General features: G+C 72.4%; 21 protein-coding genes and 1 riboswitch. Of the genes, 11 read left to right on the forward strand and 10 right to left on the reverse strand.

Features of this window, described 5'->3' with window-relative positions:
- The first annotated feature begins 114 nt into the window (after positions 1-114).
- Positions 115-342 carry a hypothetical protein gene (locus tag DVH02_RS36430; protein WP_114626100.1) on the forward strand — a complete coding sequence of 76 codons (228 nt, stop codon included), beginning with the start codon at positions 115-117 and terminating at the stop codon, positions 340-342.
- 148 nt (positions 343-490) lie between these two features.
- Here the strand turns inward: DVH02_RS36430 and DVH02_RS25045 are convergent, their stop codons facing one another.
- Positions 491-1594 carry a TerD family protein gene (locus DVH02_RS25045; protein ID WP_114626101.1) on the reverse strand — a complete coding sequence of 368 codons (1104 nt, stop codon included), beginning with the start codon at positions 1592-1594 and terminating at the stop codon, positions 491-493.
- Positions 1595-1759: 165 nt separating this feature from the next.
- Positions 1760-2572 (reverse strand): NAD-dependent epimerase/dehydratase family protein, encoded by an 813-nt coding sequence (locus DVH02_RS25050; RefSeq protein WP_114626102.1) that lies wholly within the window; start codon positions 2570-2572, stop codon positions 1760-1762.
- A gap of 276 nt (positions 2573-2848) precedes the next feature.
- On the opposite strand from DVH02_RS25050, the gene DVH02_RS25055 reads away from it, so the two are divergent.
- Both DVH02_RS25055 and DVH02_RS25060 read left to right on the forward strand, forming a co-directional pair.
- Entirely contained in the window at positions 2849-3859 is a 1011-nt protein-coding gene (locus DVH02_RS25055; RefSeq protein WP_114626104.1) for a 5-dehydro-4-deoxyglucarate dehydratase, read from the forward strand.
- A complete protein-coding gene (locus DVH02_RS25060; protein ID WP_114626106.1) occupies positions 3856-5040 on the forward strand; it encodes a hypothetical protein in 1185 nt (394 codons plus the stop codon). Before DVH02_RS25055 ends, DVH02_RS25060 begins: the two co-directional genes overlap by 4 nt.
- Positions 5041-5187: 147 nt before the next feature.
- Here DVH02_RS25060 and DVH02_RS25065 read toward each other — a convergent pair whose 3' ends face one another.
- From DVH02_RS25065 to DVH02_RS25100, 8 genes are all read right to left on the reverse strand, one after another.
- Positions 5188-7239, reverse strand: coding sequence for a hydantoinase B/oxoprolinase family protein (locus DVH02_RS25065; protein ID WP_114626108.1), 2052 nt, complete (start codon positions 7237-7239; stop codon positions 5188-5190).
- Positions 7240-7285: 46 nt separating this feature from the next.
- Positions 7286-9430 carry a hydantoinase/oxoprolinase family protein gene (locus tag DVH02_RS25070; RefSeq protein ID WP_114626109.1) on the reverse strand — a complete coding sequence of 715 codons (2145 nt, stop codon included), beginning with the start codon at positions 9428-9430 and terminating at the stop codon, positions 7286-7288.
- Positions 9431-9432: 2 nt separating this feature from the next.
- On the reverse strand, positions 9433-10257 hold the full coding sequence (locus DVH02_RS25075; protein WP_114626111.1) for an ABC transporter permease: 825 nt from the start codon (positions 10255-10257) through the stop codon (positions 9433-9435).
- Positions 10250-11221 carry an ABC transporter permease gene (locus DVH02_RS25080; RefSeq protein WP_114626113.1) on the reverse strand — a complete coding sequence of 324 codons (972 nt, stop codon included), beginning with the start codon at positions 11219-11221 and terminating at the stop codon, positions 10250-10252. The genes DVH02_RS25075 and DVH02_RS25080 overlap by 8 nt, the downstream gene beginning before the upstream one ends.
- Positions 11218-12453, reverse strand: a complete 1236-nt coding sequence (locus DVH02_RS25085) for an ABC transporter ATP-binding protein (RefSeq protein WP_114626115.1) — start codon at positions 12451-12453, stop codon at positions 11218-11220. Before DVH02_RS25085 ends, DVH02_RS25080 begins: the two co-directional genes overlap by 4 nt.
- Before the next feature lie 14 nt (positions 12454-12467).
- Positions 12468-13610: an ABC transporter substrate-binding protein gene (locus tag DVH02_RS25090; protein WP_114626116.1), complete on the reverse strand. Its 1143-nt coding sequence runs from the start codon at positions 13608-13610 to the stop codon at positions 12468-12470.
- Positions 13611-13776: 166 nt separating this feature from the next.
- Positions 13777-13899, reverse strand: a riboswitch (SAM riboswitch).
- Between the two features lie 111 nt (positions 13900-14010).
- Positions 14011-15459 carry a penicillin-binding transpeptidase domain-containing protein gene (locus DVH02_RS25095; protein WP_114626117.1) on the reverse strand — a complete coding sequence of 483 codons (1449 nt, stop codon included), beginning with the start codon at positions 15457-15459 and terminating at the stop codon, positions 14011-14013.
- 90 nt (positions 15460-15549) lie between these two features.
- Positions 15550-16320 carry an IclR family transcriptional regulator gene (locus DVH02_RS25100; RefSeq protein WP_114626118.1) on the reverse strand — a complete coding sequence of 257 codons (771 nt, stop codon included), beginning with the start codon at positions 16318-16320 and terminating at the stop codon, positions 15550-15552.
- A 218-nt stretch (positions 16321-16538) separates the two neighbouring features.
- Between DVH02_RS25100 and DVH02_RS25105 the strand changes: the two genes are divergently transcribed.
- The 8 genes from DVH02_RS25105 to DVH02_RS25140 all read left to right on the forward strand — a co-directional run.
- Positions 16539-18071, forward strand: a complete 1533-nt coding sequence (locus tag DVH02_RS25105; protein ID WP_233518448.1) for an aldehyde dehydrogenase (NADP(+)) — start codon at positions 16539-16541, stop codon at positions 18069-18071.
- 155 nt (positions 18072-18226) lie between these two features.
- Positions 18227-19285 (forward strand): iron-siderophore ABC transporter substrate-binding protein, encoded by a 1059-nt coding sequence (locus DVH02_RS25110; RefSeq protein ID WP_114626122.1) that lies wholly within the window; start codon positions 18227-18229, stop codon positions 19283-19285.
- 16 nt (positions 19286-19301) lie between these two features.
- A complete protein-coding gene (locus tag DVH02_RS25115) occupies positions 19302-20339 on the forward strand; it encodes a FecCD family ABC transporter permease (RefSeq protein WP_114626124.1) in 1038 nt (345 codons plus the stop codon).
- Entirely contained in the window at positions 20336-21451 is a 1116-nt protein-coding gene (locus tag DVH02_RS25120) for a FecCD family ABC transporter permease (RefSeq protein WP_114626126.1), read from the forward strand. The genes DVH02_RS25115 and DVH02_RS25120 overlap by 4 nt, the downstream gene beginning before the upstream one ends.
- A 150-nt stretch (positions 21452-21601) precedes the next feature.
- On the forward strand, positions 21602-21961 hold the full coding sequence (locus DVH02_RS25125) for a hypothetical protein (RefSeq protein ID WP_114626127.1): 360 nt from the start codon (positions 21602-21604) through the stop codon (positions 21959-21961).
- A gap of 108 nt (positions 21962-22069) precedes the next feature.
- Positions 22070-22294 (forward strand): hypothetical protein, encoded by a 225-nt coding sequence (locus DVH02_RS25130; protein WP_114626128.1) that lies wholly within the window; start codon positions 22070-22072, stop codon positions 22292-22294.
- A gap of 175 nt (positions 22295-22469) precedes the next feature.
- Positions 22470-23384: a zinc-binding dehydrogenase gene (locus DVH02_RS25135; RefSeq protein ID WP_114626129.1), complete on the forward strand. Its 915-nt coding sequence runs from the start codon at positions 22470-22472 to the stop codon at positions 23382-23384.
- A 202-nt stretch (positions 23385-23586) separates the two neighbouring features.
- Positions 23587-23914 (forward strand): cupin domain-containing protein (locus tag DVH02_RS25140; protein WP_147286125.1); only part of this gene is annotated, 328 nt, incomplete at its 3' end.

Genomic DNA, 23914 nt, shown 5'->3' on the forward strand with positions numbered 1-23914 from the left:
GGCCGGGGCGAGGGTAAAGAATTTGTTCGTAGACCCCTGTGGGAGGGGTGATCCGGGGGCCCGTGGTTGATCGGGCATGGCGCGGCGGCCCTCATTGGGCGCATACTCAAAGTAATGACAAAGTCAGCCGGATCCCGGCGCCACCTGCCGTCCAGTCCCTTCAACCGCCAGGCCCCGGCCTCACCCCCGCCCGAGCAGTTCGATGTGGGGGACCGTGTCTCCCACGATCAGTTCGGGTTGGGAAGAGTCATCGGAGTCGAGGGCGAACACGCTGTGCTCATCGATTTCTCGGGGCGTCAGGGGAGGATCCTGAGCCCCTTCTCCAAACTGACCAAGCTCTGAAGCCCGTCCGGGAGCCAGGGCGTGCTGCCCCGGTAGGCCGAGCCCCTGGGAGTCGTGCCGCGGACCATCAGGACCCGCGGTGGCCCAGGGGCACGGCCTGTCACCCGATCGGGTGATCGCTTCCGTCACGGACTTGTGATCGCCTCCGTCACAGGCTCTTCGCGGCGGGCTTCACCATCCCCCGTACGGTGCGGGACTTGACGAACTCGCCCATGGCCGTCATCTCCCACTCGCCGGAGAACTGGCGGATCAGCTTCGCCATCATTACGCCGGTCTGCGGCTCGGCGCCGGTCAGGTCGAAGCGGACCAGCTCCTCGTCGGTGGCCGCGTCGACCAGGCGGCAGTAGGCCTTGGAGACCTCGGTGAACTTCTGGCCCGAGAAGGAATTGACCGTGAAGACCAGACCGGACGCCTCCGGGGGGATCCGGCCGAGGTCCACCACGATCACCTCGTCGTCGCCCGAGCCGTCGCCGGTGAGGTTGTCACCCGAGTGCTTGATCGCTCCGTTGAGGATGGACAGCTTGCCGAAGTAGCAGCTGTCCACGTGGTCCCGGTTGGGGCCGTAGGCGATGACGGAGGCGTCGAGGTCGATGTCGCTGCCGCTGTACGCGGGCTCCCAGCCGAGGCCCATCCTGACCTGGCTGAGCAGGGGGCGGCCCGCCTTGACCAGCGACACCGTCTCGTTCTTCTTGAGGCTGACGCGGCCCTTGTCCAGGTTGACCTTGCCGCTGCCGGGCGCGGTCGCCGGGGCGGGCGCGGGCTCCTCGACCGAGACGCCGAAGTCGGTGGCGATGCCCGCCAGTCCGTTCGCGTACCCCTGGCCGACCGCACGGGCCTTCCAGGCGCCGTTGCGCAGATAGACCTCCACGATCACCAGGGCGGTCTCGGCGCTCAGCCTGGGCGGCGTGAAGGTGGCCAGCGGGGCGCCGGTCGCGGCGTCGCGGATGGTGGCGGTGGGCTCGATGCCCTGGAAGCTCTGGCCCGCCTCGTCCGGGGACGCGGTGACGACGATCTTCTCGATGCCGGCCGGGACGGCCGCCGTGTCGATGACGATCGCGTCGGGCGCCGTGCCGCCGCCCGAGCGGTAGCTCACGCCGGAGCCCGTCGGCTGGTTGTAGAAGATGAAGTCGTCGTCCGAGCGCACCTTGCCGTCACCGGTGAGCAGCAGGCCCGACACGTCGAGCCGCACGGGCGCGGCGACGTCCACGGCCACTTGGGCGGTGGGCAGGGGAATGTTCGAGCCTGGGGTCATTGCTGTCATGCCGCGTGTAACGAACGGCCCCGCTTTGCCGTTCCCTTACCCGAGCGTGTCGTCCCCGGCCGCGCCTTCGCCCCGGCCGCGTCCTCGCTCCGGCCGCGTCCTCGACCCGGCCGCGTCCTCGCCCCGCCCGCGTCCTCGCCCCGCCCTCACGCCCGGTCAGTACGGCCACCGCGGCGGGTCGGTGACGAACGCGCCGCCCAGGTACGCGTGGTCCGGGTGGCGGGCCGGGTCCAACTCGCCGTGGGCGGCGACGAGCTTCGCCGCGTACTGCTCCGAGTCGTCCTCGGGTTCGTACCCCAGCGCCCGCGCGCTCGTCAGGTCCCACCAGAGCCGGGTGTTGGCCGACGAGCCGTACACGATGCTGTGGCCGACGTCCTCGGCGGTGAGCGCGGCGTGGAAGAGCCGGGCGCAGTCCCCGGGGCTCAGCCAGATGGAGAGCATGCGCACCGAGGTGGGCTCCAGGAAGCAGGAGCCGATGCGCACGGAGACGGTCTCCTGGCCGTACTTGTCCCAGTAGAACTGGGACAGGTCCTCGCCGAAGCACTTGGAGAGGCCGTAGAACGTGTCGGGGCGGCGCGGGGTGCCGACCGGGATGAGCGGATCGCCGTCCTCCGGGCGCGGGGTGAAGCCCACCGCGTGGTTGCTGGACGCGAAGACCGTCCGGCGCACCCCTTCGGCGCGGGCCGCCTCGTACAGGTTGTACGTGCCCGCGATGTTGGCGCGCAGGATCTTGTCGAAGGACGCCTCCAGCGAGATGCCCGCGAGGTGGATGATCGCGTCGACTCCCCGTACGGCCTCGCGCAGCGCCTCGTGGTCCGCGAGATCGGCGGTGATGGCGTCCGGTTCGCCCTCGATGGGGGTGGCGTCGAAGAGCCGCAGTTCGTAGCCGTACGCGGGCAACAGCCCCCGCATCAGGGTGCCGAGGCCCCCGGCGGCGCCGGTCAGCAGGACGGTGCGGGGTGCGGGCATGGGGGTTTCTCCTCGACGGCTCGGATCCGCGCCCGGATCCCGGACTCGAACGCGACTCATATGCGCAGCTGTCATTCACATGCGTGGACAACTTATGGAGCGTGGCGAACCGCCGTCAAGTGCCGCGCGACAGGGGGAGAATCCGTCGGCGAGTCCCGTTTCCGTGTCTTGACCGGCCCGGAGAGGCTGCCTTAGCGTGCGATGTTCAGGGATATGGACATCGATCACCATCGTGCACGAGTGGTCAGCCGCTCGCCGCACGGCCAGGGAGTGCCCGTGACCTCAGCCCCGCTCGCCGACCGGCTCACCCGGGTGGCCGGGCCGCTGTTCTTCCCCGTCACCGCGTACGGCCCGGACGGCGGCCCGGACCCCGCCGTCTACCGCGAGCACGTCCGGCGCGGCGTCGAGGCGGGGGCCGCCGCCGTCTTCGCGTGCTGCGGCACCGGCGAGTTCCACGCCCTGAACCCCGCGGAGTTCCGCGACTGCGTCGCCGCCGCCGTCGAGGAGACCGCCGGCCGGATCCCCGTCGTCGCGGGCGCGGGCTACGGTACGGCGCTCGCGGTCCAGTACGCGCGGGCCGCCGAGGAGGCCGGTGCCGACGGGCTGCTCGCCATGCCGCCGTACCTCGTCACCGCCGATCAGCGGGGACTGCTGCGCCACTACACCGAACTGGCCGCCGCCACCTCCCTGGAGACCGTCGTCTACCAGCGCGACAACGCGGTCCTCACCCCGCGGACCGTCGTCGCGCTGGCCGGGGTGGAGGGCGTCGCCGGACTCAAGGACGGCCACGGCGATCTGGAGCTGACACAGCGCATCGTGAGCGCCGTACGCACCGAACGGCCCGACCGCGACTTCCTCTTCTTCAACGGGCTGCCCACGGCCGAACTCACCGCCCTCGCCTACCGGGGGCTCGGCATCACCCTCTACTCCTCCGCCGTCTTCTGCTTCGTCCCCGAGATCGCCCTCGCCTTCCACCGGGCCCTGACCACGGGCGACGACACGACCGTCAACCGGCTGCTGGACGGCTTCTACCGCCCGCTGGTCGAACTGCGGTCCAAGGGAAAGGGATACGCCGTCTCGCTCGTCAAGGCGGGTGTCAGACTGGGCGGGCTGGACGTCGGCGGCGTACGGCCGCCCCTGAGCGAGCCCGACCCCGCGCACATCGAGGAACTCGCCGGGATCGTCGAACGGGGCCGCGCCCTGCTCGCGCGGCTGTCCGGGAGCGAGGGACGGGACCCGGCGGGCGAGCCGCGCGTACCCGCGGACGACAAGGAGACCGGCGCGTGAAGACCTCGGTGTTTCTCTACCCCTGGGACGTGGTGGGCGACCCCGCCGCCCCGGCCCGGATCGCGGACCTCGGCGTCCGGCAGGTCACCCTCGCCGCCGCCTACCACTCCACTCGCGCGCTCACCCCGCGCCATCCGCGCCACCGCGTCGTCACCGCCGAGTACGCCGCCGTCCTCTACCCGCCCGACCCCGCGCGGTGGGCGGGCCACCCGGTGCGCCCCCACCCGGCGGGCGACTGGGCGCCGGGCGACGCGTACGGCGAGGCCGCCGAGTCGCTCGCCGCCGCCGGTCTCGACGTGCACAGCTGGGTCGTCCTCGCGCACAGCTCCCGCCTCGGCGCAGAACACCCCGACACCTCCGTGGTCAACGCGTACGGCGACCGCTACCCCTGGGCGCCCTGTGTCGCGCGGCCCGCCGTCGCCGCGTACCTCGTGGAGCTGGCCGCCGAGGCGGCCGTACGCCCCGGGGCGAGCGGCGTCGAGCTGGAGTCCTGCGGCTGGTACGGATTCGCGCACCTGCACGCCCACGACAAGACCGGCGGCGCCGCGCTCGGCGACGCGGCCCAGTACCTGATGTCGCTCTGCTTCTGCGCCGTCTGCCGTGCGGGCTACGCCGGTCTCGGCGGCGACCCGGACCAACTCGCCGACACCGTACGGCGCGCGCTCGCGCCCGGCTGGGCCACCGGCTCCACCGAGGCCGGCTGGACGGCCGTCGAGAAGCTCCTCGGCGCGGATCTCGCCGCGCTCGCCGCCGACTGGCGCGGCGGGGTCGCCCGTACGCTCCAGGAGGCGGCGGTCGCCGCCGTACGGGCCGAGGCACGGCCCGGCTTCCAGGTGCTGCTGCACGCCGACCCCGCCGCGTACCGCACGGGGGCCAACGCCGGAGTGGACCCCGCGCACATCCTGCGCGTCGCGGACGGCGTCGTCCTGCCCTGCTCCGCGGGCGCCGCCGAGGCGATGCTCGGCCCCTTCGCGGACCACCGGGACGACACCTCCGTACTGGCCGCCAACCTCGGTGTCGTCCGGGGCATGGGCGGCGACCCCGGAGGACTCGCCGGGAACGCGGCCCGCGCGAAGGCGCTCGGCGCGACCGAACTGCGCCTGTACCACGCGGGACTCGCCTCGGACGCGGACCTGGCGGCCGTGGGCTCCGCGCTGCGCGAGGTCTCACGCCTCGGCTGATCGGGGCCGCGTCCGAGGCGAGTCCCGGGACCGGGGCGGACGGTCCCGACGGGCCGGCGCGTACGCCGTCAGCGCGGCGATCAGCACACACGGCCTTGCGATCGCACGCACCGGACGCCGCGGGCCCCGCCCTTCGGGCGGACGGCGCTACTTTGAAGACAGGGCCTGGACGGGCGCCTCGGACCGACGTGTCTCCGCTTCCAGTTCGGCCGTCAGCCGCGCCAGCACCGTGCGCGCCGCCGTCAGTTGAGCCTCGGAGGCCGGGGCCGTCCGCGCCGTCGAGGGGAAGCCCTCCGGCAGTTCGGCCAGCACCGCCGTGTGGATCGCCGCCCGGCGCGCGTACCGGCCCGCCGCCGGGAGGCCGAAGAGCGCCGCGACCAGCCGGTCCGCGGCCTCCGTCGAGTGCACCGTGTCCCAGGCGGCGCGCTCGGGGCCCGCGCCGGGGGTGGCGGGCGGTGGGGTGCGGCGCAGCTCGGTGGTGGCCGGTCCGTCGGGCGCCGGGCGGCCGTCGGCGCCGGTGGTGATCGCCACGCCGTAGTCCCGGGCGGCGGCCCGCTCGGTGACCAGCCCGCGCCGTACGTCGTCCAGCACCGCCTCCGGGTCGCGGGTCCACGGATCGCCGTAGCCGCCCGCGCCCGAGGTGCGCAAGGTGACCGTGTCGCCCCTGCGCAGTGTCACCATGTCGATCTTCTGGTGGCGCCGCTCGTCGTCCCCGCCCTCGTTGACGACCAGTTCGGCCGGGACACCGGGACCGCCGCTCGCCGCGCCCCACGGGCGGAACCGCATGCGTTCCAGGCCGCGCGCGAGCAGTCGGCAGTCGTCGCCGAGGATCCGGAAGACGAGTTCCAGACCGCAGCCGCCGCGCCAGCGTCCCGGGCCGCCTGAGTCGGGGCGCAGCGCGTAGCGGACGATCTCCGCGCCGATCTCCGTCTCGACGGTCTCCACCGGGTTGTTGGCCAGGTTGGAGATGCCGCTGTCGCGCCCGTCCACCCCGTCCGCGCCCTCCCGCGCGCCCGTGCCGCCGACCATGGGCTCCAGCACCTGGACGTTCTGCCCGCCGCCCGGCGCGTTCTCGGCGACGACGACGGGGACGACGAGGCCGCTGCTCGCGGCGGGCATCACCTCGGGCGCCGCCAGGCCGAGCGCGCCGCCGAGCGCGTCGTTGACGCGGGACGCGGTGGCGTGCCGGATGCCGACGGCGGCGGGCGCCGAGGCGTTGACGACCGAGCCCTCGGGGGCGGTGACGGTCACCGGCCTGATCAGCCCGCCGTTCAGCGGGATCGCCGGGTCCAGGGTGCAGATCAGCGCGAGCACCCGGGTGGTGATCCAGGCGTGCGCCCGCCCGTGGCTGGCGATGTTGAAGGCCGCCGCGACCTGCGGGTCGGTGCCGGTGAAGTCCAGGTGCAGCGCCCCCCGGTCGAGGGTGGCGGCCACGGAGATACGCACCGGTACGGAGGAGACGGCGTCGTCGTCCAGGTAGTCGGTGAACCGGTAGGTGCCGTCGCGCAGCCCGGCGAGCGCCGCCCGCGCCTTCTGCGCCGTGTATTCCACGAGGTCCGTGTGGGCGGCGGCGACCTCGGCCGCGCCGTGCCGCTCGATCACCCGGGCGAGCCGCTCGCGGCCGGTGCGCAGCGCGGCGAGCATGGCGCGCAGATCGCCGTCGTTGGCCTCGGGGGTGCGGCTGTTCGCGGCGAGCAGGGCGGCGATGTCCCGGCTGGGCTCACCGGCCCGTACCAGCTTGACCGGCGGTATCCGCAGGCCCTCCTGGTAGATCTCGTGGTTGGTCGGCGCGAGGCTGCTGGGCACCCGGCCGCCGATGTCGGAACAGTGGATGAACGCCCAGCCGTACCCGGCGATCTCGCCCTCGTGGAAGTAGGGCTCGATCAGCTGGATGTCCGGCAGGTGGGTGGCGAGACCGCCCGAGGTGTACGGATCGTTGGTGATGATCACGTCGCCCGGCTCCAGCGGCCCCACGTGCTCGACGGCCGTGCGCACGTCGAGCCCGACGAAGCCGGAGACGCCGATGCCGCGCGGGTAGGCGGTGAAGCGCCCGTCGGGCCCGGCGAGCGCGCAGCAGAAGTCGGCGGTCTCCTTGACGTACAGGGAGCGGCTGGTGCGCTGGAGGGTGAGGCACATCTCCTCGGTCAGCGCGCCGAGCTTGTTGCCGATGATCTCCAGGGTGACCGGGTCGAGCTTCATGGGCGGGTGCTTCCTTGCCGTTGCGTGGGTCGGGTGCTGATCAGGATCAGGAGCGGGTGAGACGGAGGTTGCCGAGCGGGTCCACCCCGGCCGTCCACTCCGGCGGCACCAGCACGGTGGTGTCGTCCTGCTCGATCACGGCCGGTCCCGGCAGGCTCTGCCCGGGGCGCAGCGCCTCGCGCCGGTGCACCTCGGCGGTGACCCGCCGCCCGGCGAGCAGGACCGTACGGTGTCCGGCCGGGACGGGCGGCTCCGTACGCGCGCCGACGGGCGTGGCCGCCGGTACGATCTCGGGCCCCGCCGAGCTGATGGCGAGGCGCGCGGTGCCGAGGCTGATCGCGGCGTCCGTGTCGCGGAAGCCGTACAGCCGCTCGTGCTCGGTGTGGAACGCCTCGCGCAGCGCGTCCTGGGTGAGCGGCGCGGGCAGCGGTACCCGCAGCTCGTACGCCTGGCCCCGGTAGCTCATGTCGGCGGCCAGGGACAGTTCGGGCGCCCCTGCCGCCGGTCCCTGCCCGGCGAGCCAGCCGCGCGCCTGCTCTTCGAGGCCGGTCAGGACGGTGTCCAGGGTGGCGATCGAGGCGTCGTCCAGCTCGCGGCGCAGGCTGCGCGCGAAGTCCCGGCGCAGATCGGCGCCGACCGCGCCGAGCGCGCAGAAGGTCGCGGCGGTCGGCGGGACGACGATCTCGCGGATGCCGACCTCCTCGGCCAGCACGGCGGCGTGGGTGGGGCCCGCGCCGCCGAACGGTACGAGGGTGAACTCGGCCGGGTCCAGGCCGCGTCCTGCCAGCGTCTTCTGCAGCTCCACGGCCATCCCGGCGGTGGCGACGCGCAGCGCGCCGTCCGCCGCGCGGTCCGCTCCCGTACTCGTACCCGTATCCGCTCCCGTACCGGACGCGCCGGAGCCGGAGCCGGAGCCGGAGCCGAAGCCCAGCCCCGTCGCCACCTCGCCCAGCGCGCGGGCCGCGGCGCGCGCGTCCAGCGTCATCCGGCCGCCCAGGAACGTCGCCGGGTCGATGACCCCGGTGTGCAGATAGCAGTCGGTGACGGTCGGACGGGTGCCGCCCCTGCCGTACGCGACCGGCCCCGGGGCCGCTCCCGCGCTCTCCGGGCCCACCTTGAGGACGCCGTGCTCGTCCGCCCGTACCACCGAGCCGCCGCCCGCGCCGATGGCGCTCACCGCGACCACGGGCAGGATCAGCGGCAGTCCGCCGATGGTGGTGTGGGTGGCGAACTCCGGCTCGCCGTCGACGGCCACCGCGATGTCGCTGCTGGTGCCGCCCATGTCGAAGGTGACGAGCCGGGAGATCCCGGCGGCCCGGCCCAGCCGGGTCGCCGCAGTGACGCCCGCCGCCGGACCCGACAGCACGGTCTCGATGGGCCGCTCGACCGCCGAACGCAGACTGAGCGACCCTCCATTGGAGGCGGCGATATAGACGGGAGCCGTCACCCCGAGCCCGTCCAGCAGGGTTTCGAGCCGGTCGAAGTAACGCCGCATCAGCGGCTGGATGTAGACGTTGAGACAGGTCACCAGCGCGCGCTCGAACTCGCGCACCTCCGGCCAGATCGCCGCCGACGAGGTCAGCGGCATCTGCGGCAGCAGCGCGCCGAGCCGGGCCGTCACCTCCGCCTCGAAGGCCGGGTCGGTGTGGCCGTGCAGGACCAGTACGGCCGCCGCCTCGGCCCCGGTGGCCGCCAGCTCCTCGGCGACGCGGGCCAGTTCCGCGTCGCTGGGCGTACGGACCGGGCGCCCGTCGGGGCCGAGCCGCGCGGGGATCTCCACGATCCGGTCCCGGGGGACGAGCGGCTCCTCCTTCGCGGCGTGCAGATCGAAGGAGGACGGCATGCGGCTGCGGCCGATCTCCAGGATGTCCCGGTATCCCTCGGTGACGACGAGGGCGATCCGGGCGCCGCGCCGCTGGATGATCGCGTTCAGCCCGATGGTGGTGCCGTGCGTGATCGACGCGAGGTCACCGGCGTCCAGCCCCGCCCGGCCGAGTACCGCGGCGATGCCGTCGGCCACCGCGCGCGCCGGGTCGTCGGGGGTGCTGGGCTCCTTGTGGTGCAGCAGCCCGCGCGGGTCGCCGGGCAGCGCGAGGACGAAGTCCGTGAACGTACCGCCCACGTCGATCCCGACCCGGGCGCGCGGGGTCGCGGCGGTGGGGGCAACGGGGCCAGCGGGGTCAGCGGACATGTTCAGAGCACCTCGGAGAAGTTGGTGAACCGGTCGACCGCCACCAGGACCAGCACGCTGGCGAGCATCAGCAGCGTCGAGACGGCGGCCACGGACGGGTCGAGCTGGAACTGCACGGCGGAGAAGATCCGTACCGGCACGGTGGTGGTGTTCGACCCGGACACCAGCGCCGAGACCGCGACCTCGCCCAGCGAGGTGACGGCGGCGAAGACCGCGCCCGCGAGGATGCCGGGCCGCAGCAGCGGCAGGGTGACCGTGAGGAACGTACGGGCCCGCCCGGCGCCGAGCGTGGCGGCGGCCCGCTCCAGGGTCGGATCGAGGGCCTGCGCGCTGACCATCACCGTACGGATCACGAAGGGCAGCGCCACCAGCGAGTGCGCCAGCCACAGCCCCGGCAGGGTGTTGACCAGGCCGAGACCCTGGAAGTAGTAGAGCAGCCCCAGCGCGATGATGATCTCGGGGACCATCAGCGGGGCCAGCGCCAGCCCGGAGAGCACCCCGCGCCCGGGGAAGTCGCCGCGCACCAGCCCGTACCCGGCGAGCGTGCCGATGGTGACGGTGGTGAGCACGACCAGCAGCACCAGCACACCGCTGAGCCGGAACGAGACCAGCCAGTCCTGCGACGAGAGCACCTCGCCGTACCAGCGCAGCGACAGACCGCTCGGCGGGAAGCTCAGCGAACTGGTCGAGTTGAGCGAGCTGAGCGCCAGCACGGCCAGCGGCGCCAGCAGGAAGACGAAGACGGCGGCGGCGGGCAGCCACGCCGCGACGCGCCCGGCACGGCGCAGCGCGCGCGGGGAGCGCGGGGCGCGCGAGGTGTCAGCCATGGAGTCTCCGTTCCCAGAAGCGGAACCCGGTGCCGAGCGCGGAGACGCCCAGCAGGGTGAGTACCAACAGCGTGAGGCTGAGCGCCGCCGCCACCGGATAGTCGAAGACGCTGGTGATCTGCGAGTAGACCCGCAGCCCCGCCAGCGGCTGGTTGGCGCCGCCGACCAGCAGCGGGGTGATGTAGATGCCCATGGCCAGCGGGAAGACCACGGTGGCCCCGACGGCGATGCCGGGCAGGCTGAGCGGCACCGTGACCTTCCAGAAGGTACGGACCGGACCCGCGCCCAGGCTCCGCGAGGCGCGCCGCAGATTGTCGTCGATCCCGCCGAGCGCGGTGGTCAGCGGCAGGATCGCGAACGGCAGCATGACGTGGACGACCGAGACGACCACCACGAAGTAGCTGGTCAGCAGGCGCGCGGGCTGGTCCAGCAGACCGAGCCCGACCAGGACGCGGTTCACCGCGCCGTTCGCCGAGAACAGCACGACCCAGCCGTAGCTGCGCACGACGACGCTGGTCAGCAACGGCGAGACGACCGCCACGAACAGCAGGGTGCGCACCACGCCCTGGCGGGCCCGGGAGAGCGCGTAGGCGGCCGGGAAGCCGAGCAGCACGCACAGGACGGTCACCAGCAGCGCGGTGCCCAGGCTGTGCCACAGGGCCTCGGAGAAGAACGACTCGGTGAAGACCCTGCGGTACTGCACGAAGGAGTAGCCGTCGAGCGGATAGCCGTTCGCGTCCACCGGGTGCAGGCTGAGCGCGAACACCCGCACCAGCGGCACCACGAACAGGGCCAGCAGGAACACCACGACGGGGGTCACGGGCAGCAGCCCGCGCACCCCGTAGCGCTTGCGGGCGGTCTTCCCGGCGGTCTTGTCGCCGGTCTCGCCGCCGGTCTCGCCGCCGGTCTTGTCGCCTGTCTTGTCGGTGGGCCCGTCGACGGGGGCGGTCGCGGGCGCGCTCATGCGGCCGGCTTCCGCAGCGAAGACCGGTCGTCCCCGGCATCGTCCCCGGCATCGTCCCCGGCATCGTCACCAGCGTTGTCCCCGGCGTCGTCCCCGGCGTCGTCCCCGGCGTCGTCCCCGAGCCGGATCACATCGTCCGGGCCCCAGCCGAAGGAGACCGAAGCCCCGACGGCCGGTGGCTCCTGCGCCGTACGGGCGTTGAGCGCGACGCCCTCCGCCACCACGATCTGCGCCTGCCACGCCTCGCCGGTGAAGGCCCGGTAGCCGACGATGCCGGAGCCGCGAGCGGCGCTCCCGGCCGGGAACGCGGCCGGGTCCGGGGCACCGCCCGGGGCCAGCACGACCCGCTCGGGCCGTACCGCCAGGGTGACCGGCGCGCCGTCCCGCAGCGAGGCCAGCCCCGAGTCGAGCCGGACGCCGCCCACGACGAGCGTTCCGTCGGCGGCGCCCGCGCCTTCCAGGATGTTGGCCGCGCCGATGAACTCGGCGACGAACCGGGTGGCCGGGGTCCGGTAGACCTCGGTGGGCGAGCCGAGCTGCTCCACCCGGCCGCCGTTCATCACCGCGATCCGGTCGGACAGCGACATCGCCTCCTCCTGGTCGTGCGTGACGAAGACCATCGTGATGCCGAGCCGCTGCTGCAGCTCGCGCAGCTCCACCCGCATCTCGCGGCGCAGCTTCGCGTCCAGGTTCGACAGCGGCTCGTCGAGCAGCAGCACGGCGGGCCGGGTGGCCAGCGCCCGCGCCACGGCGACGCGCTGCTGCTGGCCGCCCGAGAGCTGCTTGGGCCGGCGGCCCGCGTACTGCTCAAGACCGACCAGGCGCAGCGACTCGGTGACCCGCTCGTCCCGCTCGGCGCGCTCCACCCGCCGCACCCTCAGCCCGTACGCGACGTTGTCGGCGACGGTCATGTGCGGAAAGAGCGCGTAGTTCTGGAAGACCAGACCGAGGCCCCTGCGGTGGGTGGGGACGTCGGTGAGATCGACGCCGTCCAGCGTGATCCGTCCCCCGGTGGGGGTGACGAATCCGGCCAGGCTGTTGAGCAGCGTCGTCTTGCCGCAGCCGCTGGGGCCGAGGATCGACAGGAACTCGCCGCGCCTGATGGAGAGCCGGTCGACGTCGAGCACCCGCTGTCCCTCGTACCCGGCGGCGAGATTCTCGATCTCGATGTGCGGGGTGGCCGGGGCGGGCGTGGCCGGTGCTTCGCCGGCCGCTTCGGGGTCGCTGGTCACTGTGGGGTTCCCGCTCACTTGAAGATCTGGTTCCAGCGCTGCTGCCACTCGTTGAGCTTCGGAGTGGCGGTCTTGTAGTCGACCCAGGTGAACTTCTTGTAGACGTCCTCGCCGTACTTCACCTTGGCCTTGAAGGCCGGGTCGTAGTCGATCGTGTCGTTGCCCGCGCCGTAGAAGGTGCCCTCGGCGAACGGCTTCTGGTGCTCGGCGGAGGAGAGGTAGTCCAGGAACTTGTAGGCCGCCGCCGTGTGCTTCGAGCCCTTCGGCACGTAGTACGAGGTCAGCGCGCCGACCGCGCCGGAGGCCGGGTAGGTGAAGCCGATCGGCTGCCCCTCCTTCTCCATGGCGAAGGCGCGGCCGTCCCAGAAGGGGACGATCCAGGCGTCGCCGTTCTGCAGGACGGTGGAGACGCTGCCCGCGTCGGCGGGGTAGGCCGCGACGCAGTTCTTCAGCTTGGCGAGCTTCTCGAACCCCTTGTCGACATCGGCGGGGTTGGACAGCTTGCCGCCGTCCTGGGAGACCAGCGCGGAGAAGAACTCCAGGCCCGCGTTGTAGGTCAGCGGGGGCAGCGCGACATGGCCGCAGTACTTCTTGTCGAAGATGTCGGTCCAGTCCTTGGGCGCCTGCTTGATCTTGTCGGTGCGGTAGAGCAGCCCGTTGGAGCCGGTGGTCAGCGGCACACCGTAGGAGGAGCCGTCGACGGTCGACTGCTGGGTGAGCACCGGGTCGAGCTGCTTCCAGTTGCTGAGATCGCCCGTCTTCAGCGGCTGGAGGAGCCCGCCGCCGACCGCCTGGTGCAGCGAGCCGGGGGTGAGGGCCACCACGTCGAACGGCGCGTCCTTGCCGCCCGCCGCGCGGAGCTTGGTGACCCAGTCGGAGTCGGCGCCGTAGACGAGGTTCACCTTGATGCCGGTGTCCTTCTCGAACGGCTGGACGAAGGACTTCTTGAACAGCTCGCCCCACGGCCCCGCGAACGCGGTGACGGTGATCTGCTCGCCCTTGCCGCCGGAGGATCCGCTGCCGGAGGAGGAGCCCGAGCCGCCGCCCGTGTCGACCCCGCAGCCGGCCACGGCGGTCAGGACGGTGGCGGTGCCGGCCGAGGCGAGGGCCAGCAGATATCCGCGCCTGCGGGCGGGGCGGGGCAGGACAGATCTCATGAGGGAGAACTCCTCCGTGCGGTGAGGTGAGTACGGCGATTGCCGCGCATGCCGAAGCCGGGACGGGCGGTACGGGTACGAGGGATCCGGGGGCCGCCGAGGGCGGAACGCGCTGATCGCGATGTCATCCCGTACTCCCGTCATCAGGTCCAGGACCTGGCCGACAGGTCCGCGCTTGCTCCCGGCACATCGGTGTGCGCGCGGAGCCGTGTCATCACCCGGGGCACCCCACCGCAGAAAGGAGGGTTGCCGCTCAGCAAGCCGGGGCTTGTCGCTGAGACTCGTGACGTCGAAAAAGTAACACTGATTTCGGCCAACCCAAAGATGACCTGGATCACAGGATGTGATCCAGGTCGATCAAAGGTTGTGCTGGTTGTGTGCGGGAGATGGGTAGAACCGGCTATTTGAGGGCCGCCGCCATCATCTTCTGTGCGATAGGCGCGGCCAGTCCGTTGCCGCTGACCTCCGAGCGGGCCGCGCCCGAGTCCTCCACCACGACCGCGACGGCCACCTCCGCGCCGCTCGACGCGTCCTTCGCGTACGAGGTGAACCAGGCGTACGGCGTCCCGTCGTTGGCCACGCCGTGCTGGGCGGTGCCGGTCTTGCCGCCGACCTCGGCCCCCGCGATCTTCGCGTTCGTCCCCGTACCGTCCTCCACCACCGTCACCATCGCGCCGCGCAGCTGCGCCGCCGTGGCCGAGGAGACGATCCGGGTGGTGTCGCCGTCCTGGTACGAGCGCAGCGTGCCACCGTGGCCGTCCACCACCTCGGACACCATGTGCGGCGCCGCCAGCAGCCCGTCGTTCGCCAGCGCCGCCGAGACCATCGCCATCTGGAGCGGGGTGGCGGTCACATCGAACTGGCCGATTCCCGACAGTGCGGTCTGGGCGTCGTCCATGCCGGAGGGGTAGACGCTGGCCGAGGCGCGCACCGGCATGTCCTGCTCGGAGTCGTCGAAGCCGAACTTCTCCGCCATCGCCCGGACCTTCGACTGGCCCAGCTGGACGGCCATCTTCGCGAAGACGGTGTTGCAGGAGTAGCGCAGGGCGGTGCGGATCGTCGCGTTCTCGCACGGCGCCGAGGCACTCTCGTTCGTCAGCACGGTCGCCGTGTGCGGCAGCGTGTACGGGTCGGGGCTGGCCGTCCTCTCGTCCACCGAGCCGTAGAGCCCGTCCTCCAGCGCCGCCGCCGCGACGACCAGCTTGAACGTCGAACCGGGCGGCAGCGGCTGACGCAGCGCGCGGTTGACCATCGGCTTGTCCGCGTCGCCGGTCAACTGCTTCCAGGCGGTGCCGTCCGCCGTCCCGCTGATCTTCGTCGGGTCGTACGAGGGGGTGCTGACCACCGCGAGCACCCGGCCGGTCTTCGGGTCGATCGCGACCGCCGCGCCCTTCTTGCCGCCCAGCGCCGCGTACCCGGCCTGCTGGACCGAGGGGTCGATCGTCGTGAGCACGTCGCCGGGCTCGGTCTGTCTGCCGGTGAGCGCGTCGAGCGGGTTCTTCAGCAGGGTGTCCGTCCCGTCGAGGACGTCCCGGTAGACCCCCTCCAACTGCGTGGAGCCGTACAGCTGCGAACTGAAGCCGGTGACGGGCGCGTAGAGCGCGCCGTCGGTGTACGTCCGCTCGTACGCGAGGTCGCCGCTGTCCGTCTTCCTGGAGCCCGTGACCGGCGCACCTGCCACGAAGATGTCGCCCTGCGGTCGCGCGTACTGGGCGATGACATTGCGCCGGTTGTACGTGTCGTCCGCGAGGGCCTTCGCCTCGTACGCCTGTACCCAGGTCGCGCGCACCATGAGGGCGAGCACCATCCCGAGGCAGATGACCGCTGTGTGTCTGATCGTCTTGTTCATCCCGAAGAAGGGACGAGCGGCGCGGGGGCGGGCGTTCCCCCGCGCCGGGCTTCTCAGGATTTCCTCATCCGGGGCGGAACGGTCCGCCGGTCAGAGCCGACGGGTCGCCAGGGTCAGCCGGTCCCGGGCGTCGAACAGCGCGTCCTTGATCATCTGCTCGTGCCCCGGGGTGAGCCGGGCGACCGGCACCGAGCAGCTGATCGCGTCGCGCGCCGGGGTGCGGTAAGGGACCGCGATACCGAAGCAGCGCAGCCCGAGGGTGTTCTCCTCGCGGTCCACCGCGTACCCCTGCTCCCGGATGGAGCGCAGCTCCTCGATGAGCTTCTCGCGGTCCGTGATGGTGTGCTCGGTCAGCGGCGGCAGCGTCTCGGGCAGCAGCGCGCGCACCTGCTCGTCGGTGTACGTCGCGAGCAGCGCCTTGCCGAGCGAGGTCGAGTGCGCGGGCAGCCGGCGGCCGACCCGGGTGAAGGGGCGCAGGTAGTGCTGGGACTGGCGGGTCGCGAGATAGACCACGTTGACGCCGTCGAGCCGCGCGAGGTGGATGGTCTCGCTGGTGTCGTCCGAGAGCCGGTCCAGGGTGGGCCTGGCCGCCGCGACCACCTCGTCACCGTCGATGTACGAGGTGCCCACCAGCAGCGCCCGTACCCCGATCCCGTACCGGGTGCCCGTCGCGTCGGTCTCCACCCAGCCCAGCTCGACCAGGGTGCGCAGCAGCATGTAGAGGCTGGACTTGGGGTAGCCGACCGCCTCCTGGACGGTCGCCAGGGAGTGCATCCCGGGGCGCCCGGCGAAGTACTCCAGCAGCTCCACCGTCCGTACAGCGGACTTGACCTGCGCGCCACCGCTCTCCGCAGCCGACATCGTCACTCGCCCCTTCTCACCGCTCGACCGCCCGTCCGCGAGCCCAGGCCCGGACAGACCTTGACCATGGAGAACGCGCGGAAATAGAGTCCCTGAAGATTCACTATCAGGAATCTTGTTCAGAATACCGAACGAATCCTGGGGAACAGCAGTGGATGGCAGAGGTCCGGAGCACAGCTGACCGGGCCGAGGTACACGCAGTCGGGAAGGAAGCCGCGGTGGCAACAGCACCAGTCTGGAGTGTCGACCCCCGAACGGGAAAGCCTCGTGAGCAGGTCGCGCAGGAGGCCACGGCCGAGGAGGTGGACCTCGCGGTACGGGGCGCCCACGCCGCGCGTGCCGCGCTCGCCGACCGCACCACGCGCGCCGCGCTGCTGCGCAGGGCGGCCGACCTCCTGGACGGGGCGAGCGAGTACGTCATCGAGGCGGCGGACGCCGAGACCGCGCTCGGGCCGGTCCGGCTCACCGGCGAACTCGCGCGTACGACCGCCCAGTTGCGGGCGTTCGCCGAAGTCGTGGACGAGGGCGCGTTCCTCGACGTGTACATCGACCACGTGGACGCCGAGCGCACCCCGCCCTGGCCCGACCTGCGCCGCTACAAGGTGCCGCTCGGCGTCGTCGCCGTCTACTCCGCGAGCAACTTCCCGCTCGCCTTCTCCGTGCCCGGCGGCGACACGGCGAGCGCGCTCGCGGCCGGCTGCCCGGTCGTCGTCAAGGCGCACCCCGACCACCCGGCCACCTCGGAGCTGTGCGCCTCCGTGCTGCGCAGGGCGGCGGCCGAGGTCGGGCTCGACGAGAACGTGATCACGCTCGTGCACGGCTTCGACGCCGGAGTCGAGCTGATCCGCCACCCGCTGGTGACCGCCGCCGGTTTCACCGGCTCGGTACGCGGCGGACGCGCCCTCTTCGACGCGGCGGCCACCCGGCCCACGCCCATCCCCTTCCACGGCGAGCTGGGCTCCCTCAACCCCGTCGTGGTCACCGAGGCCGCCGCAGCGGAGCGCGCCGAGCAGATCGGTACCGGGCTCGCGGGCTCGATGTCCCTGGGCGTCGGGCAGTTCTGCACCAAGCCGGGGTTCGTGCTCGCCCCGGCCGGTGAGCCGGGCGACCGGCTGCTCAAGACCCTGACGGCCGCCGTCAGCGAGACCGAGCCCGGCGTGATGCTCGACCACCGGATGCGCGACGCCTTCGTCGCGGGTGTCGCCGAGCGCGCCGCGCTCCCCGGCGTCGACGCCCCGATCACCCCCGGCGCGGGCGGCGAACACACCGTCAGCGCGGGCTTCCTGACGCTGCCCGCCGCCCTGCTCGCGGCCGAGGGCCCGCACGACCTGCTGCTGGAGGAGTGCTTCGGCCCCGTCACGGTCGTCGCCCGCTACACCTCGGCGGACGAGGTCACCGGGGTGCTCTCGCGCCTGCCCGGCAACCTCACCGCCACCCTCCAGATCGCCGAGGAGGAGGGCACGGGCGCGCTGCCCGGCGGCGCCGAACTCCTCGCCGCCCTCACGCCGCTGGCGGGCCGCGTCCTGGTCAACGGCTGGCCGACCGGCGTCGCCGTGGCCCCCGCGCAGCAGCACGGCGGCCCGTACCCGGCGACCACCTCCACCTCGACCTCGGTCGGCACCACGGCGATCGAGCGCTGGCTGCGCCCCGTGTCGTACCAGTCCACGCCCGAGGCGCTGCTCCCGCCCGAGCTGCGTGACGACAACCCGCTGGACGTGCCGCGCCGGGTGGACGGCCGCAGGGAGAACTGACCGGGTTCTGCCGGATGGACGGGTGGTGCCCGTGTGACGTTTCGGTCAGGGCGGTTGAAAGTAAAATCGGGCTAAGCTTAGGCTTACCTAAGAATGCGTGATCCGTCCCGGTGGGACGCGTCTGTGCCGCCCAACGAAAACATGAAGGACCCTCCATGCCAGCTTGGTTCACTCGCGCGCGTCGCCAGACCCTCACCGTGTCGGCCACGGCCACGGTGGCCGCTCTCGCCCTCGTCCTCGGCGGCTGCTCGTCCGGCGACCCGGAGTCGACGGGCTCGTCGTCGAAGGAGAAGAGCGCCGACGGCGCCTTCCCCGTCTCCATCAAGAGCGCCCTCGGTACGGCGAAGATCGAGGAACAGCCCGAGCGCGTCGTCACCCTGGGACAGGGATCCGCCGAGACGGCCATCGCGCTCGGCCACACCCCGGTCGGTATCGAGAGCTACGAGTGGGGCAGCGACAAGTCCGGCTACCTGCCGTGGATCAACGAGGCGGTGAAGAAGAACGGCGACAAGCCGCCCACCCAGTTCGCGGGCGGCGAGGACATCGACTTCGAGGCCATCACCGAGCTGGAACCGGACGTCATCCTCGCGCCCTGGTCCGGCATCACGCAGGAGCAGTACGACATCCTGTCCGACATCGCCCCGACCGTCGCCTACCCCAAGCTCGCGTGGAGCACGGACTGGGACGAGCAGATCGAGATCATAGCCAAGGCCCTCGGTGAGCCGGCCGAGGCCAAGACGCTCACCACGAAGATCGAGAAGCAGCTCGCCGACGCCGCCGCGACCCGGCCGAAGTACAAGGACGTCTCCTTCTCGTACATCTACACCTCCGGCCCCGGCACCCTCGGGGTGTTCCTGCCGGAGGAGCAGCGCGTCACGATGGTCTCCTCGCTCGGCCTCACCCCCGACCCGGTGGTGAAGACGTTCAAGGAGACCGAGGGAACCGCCTCCGCGCTCATCGGCCTGGAGAACGCCGAGAAGCTCAAGGACAGCGACCTGATCTTCACCTTCTACAGCGACGCCAAGACGAAGAAGGAGATCGAGGCGCAGAAGCTGTACGGAGCGATCCCCGCCGTCAAGCGCGGATCCGTGGTCGCCAGCGACGACAACTCCTTCGTCACCGCCTCCTCGATCATCAACCCGCTGACCGTACCGTGGGTCATCGACCGCTACCTGCCGCTGATCGACAAGGCCCTCACCACCCTCGACAAGTGAGGCGTGCCCGCACCGCATGACCACCACCACACACGATCGGCCGAGCGGTGCCCGCACCTCGCGTACGGGGACCGCTCGGCTGGCGTACAGCCTCGTCGCCGGACTCGCCGTGCTCGTGCTCGCGATGCTCGCGAGCGTCATGTTCGGCAGCAGGACCACCTCGTTCGGCGACGTCCTGGACGCGCTCTCCGGCACGGCGGACCCGTACGTGACCACCGTCATCGAGAGCCGCTACCCGAGGACCGCGCTCGGGCTGCTCGCCGGGGTCTGCCTCGCCGTCGCCGGGACGCTCATGCAGGGCGTCACCCGCAACCCGCTCGCCGACCCCGGGCTCCTCGGCATCAACGCGGGCGCCGCGGCGAGCGTCGTCGCCGCCACCGCCTTCCTCGGCGCCTCCGGCACGACGGACACCATGTGGTGGGCGCTGCCAGGGGCGCTGCTGGCCGGGCTGCTCGTGCACGCCATCGGCTCGGCGGGCGCGAGCACCAGCCTGGTACGGCTCGTCCTCGCGGGCGCGGTCCTCTCCGCCGTGCTGATGGCGTTCATCCAGGCGGTGACCCTCAGCAGACCCAAGGTCTTCGACAGCTACCGCTACTGGGTCGTCGGCGCCCTCGGCGGCCGGGACTTCGACGTGTTCACCGCCGTCCTGCCGTTCGCCGCCGCGGGACTGCTCCTCGCGCTGCTGCTCGGGCCAGGACTCAACACCCTGGCGCTGGGCGACGAGTCCGCCACCTCCCTCGGCGCCAACCCGGCCCTGCTGCGCGGCGGCGGACTGATCGCGGCCACCCTGCTGAGCGCGGCGGCCACGGCGGCCGTCGGCCCCATCGCCTTCGTCGGCCTGGCGGTACCGCACATCGTGCGGGCCCTGGTCGGCGTCGACTTCCGGGTCCAGATCGTCTTCTCCGCCGTCGTGGGACCGGCGTTGCTGCTGCTGGCGGACGTGGTGGGCCGGATCGTGCTGCGCCCGCAGGAGCTGATGGTCGGTGTGGTGACGGCGTTCATCGGGGCACCCGCGCTGCTCCTCGCCGTACGCAGGATGAGGGGGAACACATGACGACACCCACGACCGCCCGGCCGCCCGGCGGCCGGGAACCGGCCACGAGACCCACCGGGCGCGCCGCCCCCCGTAACGGCGCCCCGCGCGGCTTCCTCACCGTGGGGAGCGCGGTGGCGCTGCCCGTCCGGCGGATCTCCGTCGTGATCGCGCTCGTCACCGTGGCCCTGCTCCTGGTGGCCGCGACCGCCACGCTCACCCTCGGCCGGCTCGGCGTCTCCCTCGCCGACCTCCCCGCCGCCCTCACGGGCGGCGCGCGCGGCAAGGACGCCTTCGTCCTGGAACGCCTGCGCGGCCCCCGCCTCGTCGTCGGCATCGGCACCGGCGCCGCCTTCGGGCTCTCCGGCGCGCTGTTCCAGTCCGTCACCCGCAACCCGCTGGGCAGCCCCGACGTGATCGGTCTCGGCGCGGGCGCGGGCGCGGGCGCCGCCGTCGTCGCGCTGCTCCTGCCCGGCACCGTCCCGGTCTGGACGGGCGCGCTCGCCGGAGCCGCGCTCGCCATGGCGCTGGTGTACGTGTCGACGGGCAGCGGCTTCCGCAACCCCGGGCGGCTGGTGGTCGCCGGGATCGGCGTCGCCGCGATCGCCACGGCCATCATCCAGTACGTCGTCTACGCCGTGGAACGCGACAAGGCCGCCGTCCTCACCGCCTACGTCAACGGCAGCCTCGCGGCCCGTTCCTGGGACCACGCCACCACCATCTGGCTCGTCCTGCTCGTCGCCGCCCCGCTCACCGCCCTCCTCGCCCGCAGGCTCTCCATCGGCGAGATGGGCGACGAGATCGCGGCGGGCCTCGGCGCCGAGCCGCGCACCACGAAGACCCTCGCCGTGCTGCTCTCCATCGTGCTCTCGGCGGGCGCCGTCAGCGTCGCGGGCCCCATCTCCTTCGTCGCCCTGACCGCGCCGCAGATCGCCAAACGCCTCACCCGGGGCTCCGGCCCGCATCTGCTGCTCTCCGCGCTGGTCGGCGCGTTGCTGCTGGTCCTCGCCGATCTCTGCGCACAGCAGCTGCCCCTGTTCGAGAACCTGCCCGTCGGCATCTACACGATGGCCATCGGCGGCGTGTACCTCGGCTCTCTGCTGCTGCGCGAGTGGCGCAAGGGCGTGCTGTGACCCCACGGGCCCGCCGGTCGTACGAGCCGATGAGAGGCCGCCGACCGCTGAATCCTTTCAGGTGACAGGAGGCCCAGGCTGCACGACGCGGGTGACGCCCCGCGTCGTGCAGCCTGATGATCCTCATCCCGACCCGAGGAGTCCTCGCACATGCGCACCCGCACCGCTCTGGTCGCCGCTCTCGGCGCCCTCACCCTGCTCGTCTCCGCCGCCGGATCCGCCTCCGCGGCCGAGGGGGAGTTCGGCTACGTCTACACGGGCCTCGACGGCCTGCCGCACGACGGGGTGCTGGTGAACCCGCCCGACTGGGTCTGCGTCACCCTCCCCGAGGCGGCCGGCGAATACGTCCCGCCCGCCGACTCGCCCCGCAACGGCACCGACTCCCGGGCCACCCTGTTCACCGGGCCGGACTGCGACGGCGCGCGCTACACCCTGGCGCCCGGCGGCTCCGCGAGCAGCCGCCTCAAGCTGCGCTCCGTCCGGTTCACCCCGGCCTTCTCACAGCCGTAGGACCGCTCGACCGCTGTTTCAAGCGCCGATCCGCGCGGAAATCATGCGTCGCCGGGCCGCCGGACGGCCCGGCCTTCGCACCGTACGAGGCCGATCAGGAGACGCACGATGGACTACGAAATGCGCGCGGAGTACGCGGACGGACGCTCGCCGCGCGACGCCGAATCCCGGTTCGAGGTGTGGCACATGACCCGGGTCGGCGAGGCGATCGGCCTGTGCGGACGCGACCTGGCCCCGGACGCGGTCACCCAGCCCGCCACCGCGTGGGGCACGGAGGCGGGCCGCCCGCTCTGCCACGCGTGCGGCGCGCTCTACATCCATCAGGTCCGGTGACCGTCCCCGGGCCGGGAGGCGCGGTTCCGCACAGCGACACAGATGATCAACCATCTGATTCCCACGGGGCTGGCCGGGCTTCCGCCGGTGCGTGAGGGTCTTCCCAAGAGGGTTCTCGTGTCCTCGAACCGCAGCGCCGGGCTGTACGGCGCATTCTTGGGAGAAGGAACGATCCATGCGTGCTCTGGTGGTCAATCACGGCGGGAACGGTCCCGTCCGGTTCGCCGATGTCGACGAGCCCAAGCCGTCAGCCGATGAAGCACTGGTCGAGATCCGGTACATCGGTCTCAACTTCGGCGAGCTGAAGTACGTGGACGAGTGGCCGGCGGGCGCTGTCCACGGTCACGACGCGGCCGGCGTCGTCGTGCGCGCGGCAGCCGACGGCTCGGGACCGGCCGAAGGCACCCGGGTCGCCGTCGGCATGGCCCAGGGCGCCTGGGCGGAGCGGGCGGCGGTGAGTCCTCTGTCGCTCGGCACCGTTCCCGAGGGCGTGGAGTTGGCCGACGCCGCCGCGCTGGGGATCGCCGGGGTCACCGCACTGCGCGTGTTGCGGAAGCGCTCCGTGCTGGCGCGCGAGGTCCTGATCACCGGTGCCGGTGGCGGAGTGGGACACTTCGCCGTCCAACTGGCCGCCCTGGCGGGCGCGCGGGTGACGGCACTCGTCGGCTCGCCGGACCGGGCCGCCGGGCTCCGGGAGCACGGAGCCGCCCACGTCGTGTCCGACCTGGCCGACGTCGAGGACCGGTTCGACTTCGTCCTGGACACGGTCGGCGGGCCGGGTCTCGCCCGAGCGTGGAGCCTCCTCGCCGAGGGCGGTGCCATCCATCTGGTCGGTCAGGCATCGGGCCTGAGCACCACGTTCCCCGTCGGACCTGGCTCGCTCTTCGGATTCGGCGAGCCCCGCACCCTGCACACCTATGGTGATATGTCACCGACCAGCAAGGAGATGACGGAGCTGCTGGGCCTGGTGGCCGCCGGGAGACTGTCGGCGCGGGTCGGGCTGCGGGGCGACTGGAACGAGGTGGACGAGGCCATCGGCGCGTTGTTCGCCCGGAAGGTCCACGGCAAGATCGTCCTCAAGGTGTCCTGACGGAAAGGCGCCCTGACGGAACCGGACGCGCCCGGACCCGGGCGGTGCCCTGCCCTGTGGCGAGGCTCCGGCACAGGAAGCGCCGTTCCACGGCGCATCGGAGGCTGTCATGAAGACCGGGAACCCCATGGCCCTGACGGGCGGGTCCCTGACGGGCGGGGCCCGCCGAGCGGGGCACCCGGCGACCGGACCACACGTCGCCGTGGACGTGCTCGCGGACGCCCTGCGTGTGTCGGGCGCGCGGGGAGCGCTCGGTTTCATGCTGGAGGCCGGAGAGAGCTGGGGTCTGTGGCTGGACAGCCACCAGGGGGCGTCCTTGCACGTGGTGGCGCGCGGAACGCTGTGGCTCCACGTCGCGGGCGAGCGCCCCGTACGGATCGGGGCCGGGGACGCCGTCCTGCTGTCGCCGGGCACCGCACACGGCATGGCCAGCGGTCCTGACGTGCGGATGGGAGCCTGCGACGTGGAGTCGGCGGCCCGAGCCCGTGCCGAGGGAAGCGTCTTCCGGCTGGGCCCGCCGCCGGTGAGGA

Source organism: Streptomyces corynorhini, from assembly GCF_003346515.1.
Classification (GTDB): Bacteria; Actinomycetota; Actinomycetes; order Streptomycetales; family Streptomycetaceae; genus Streptomyces; species Streptomyces corynorhini.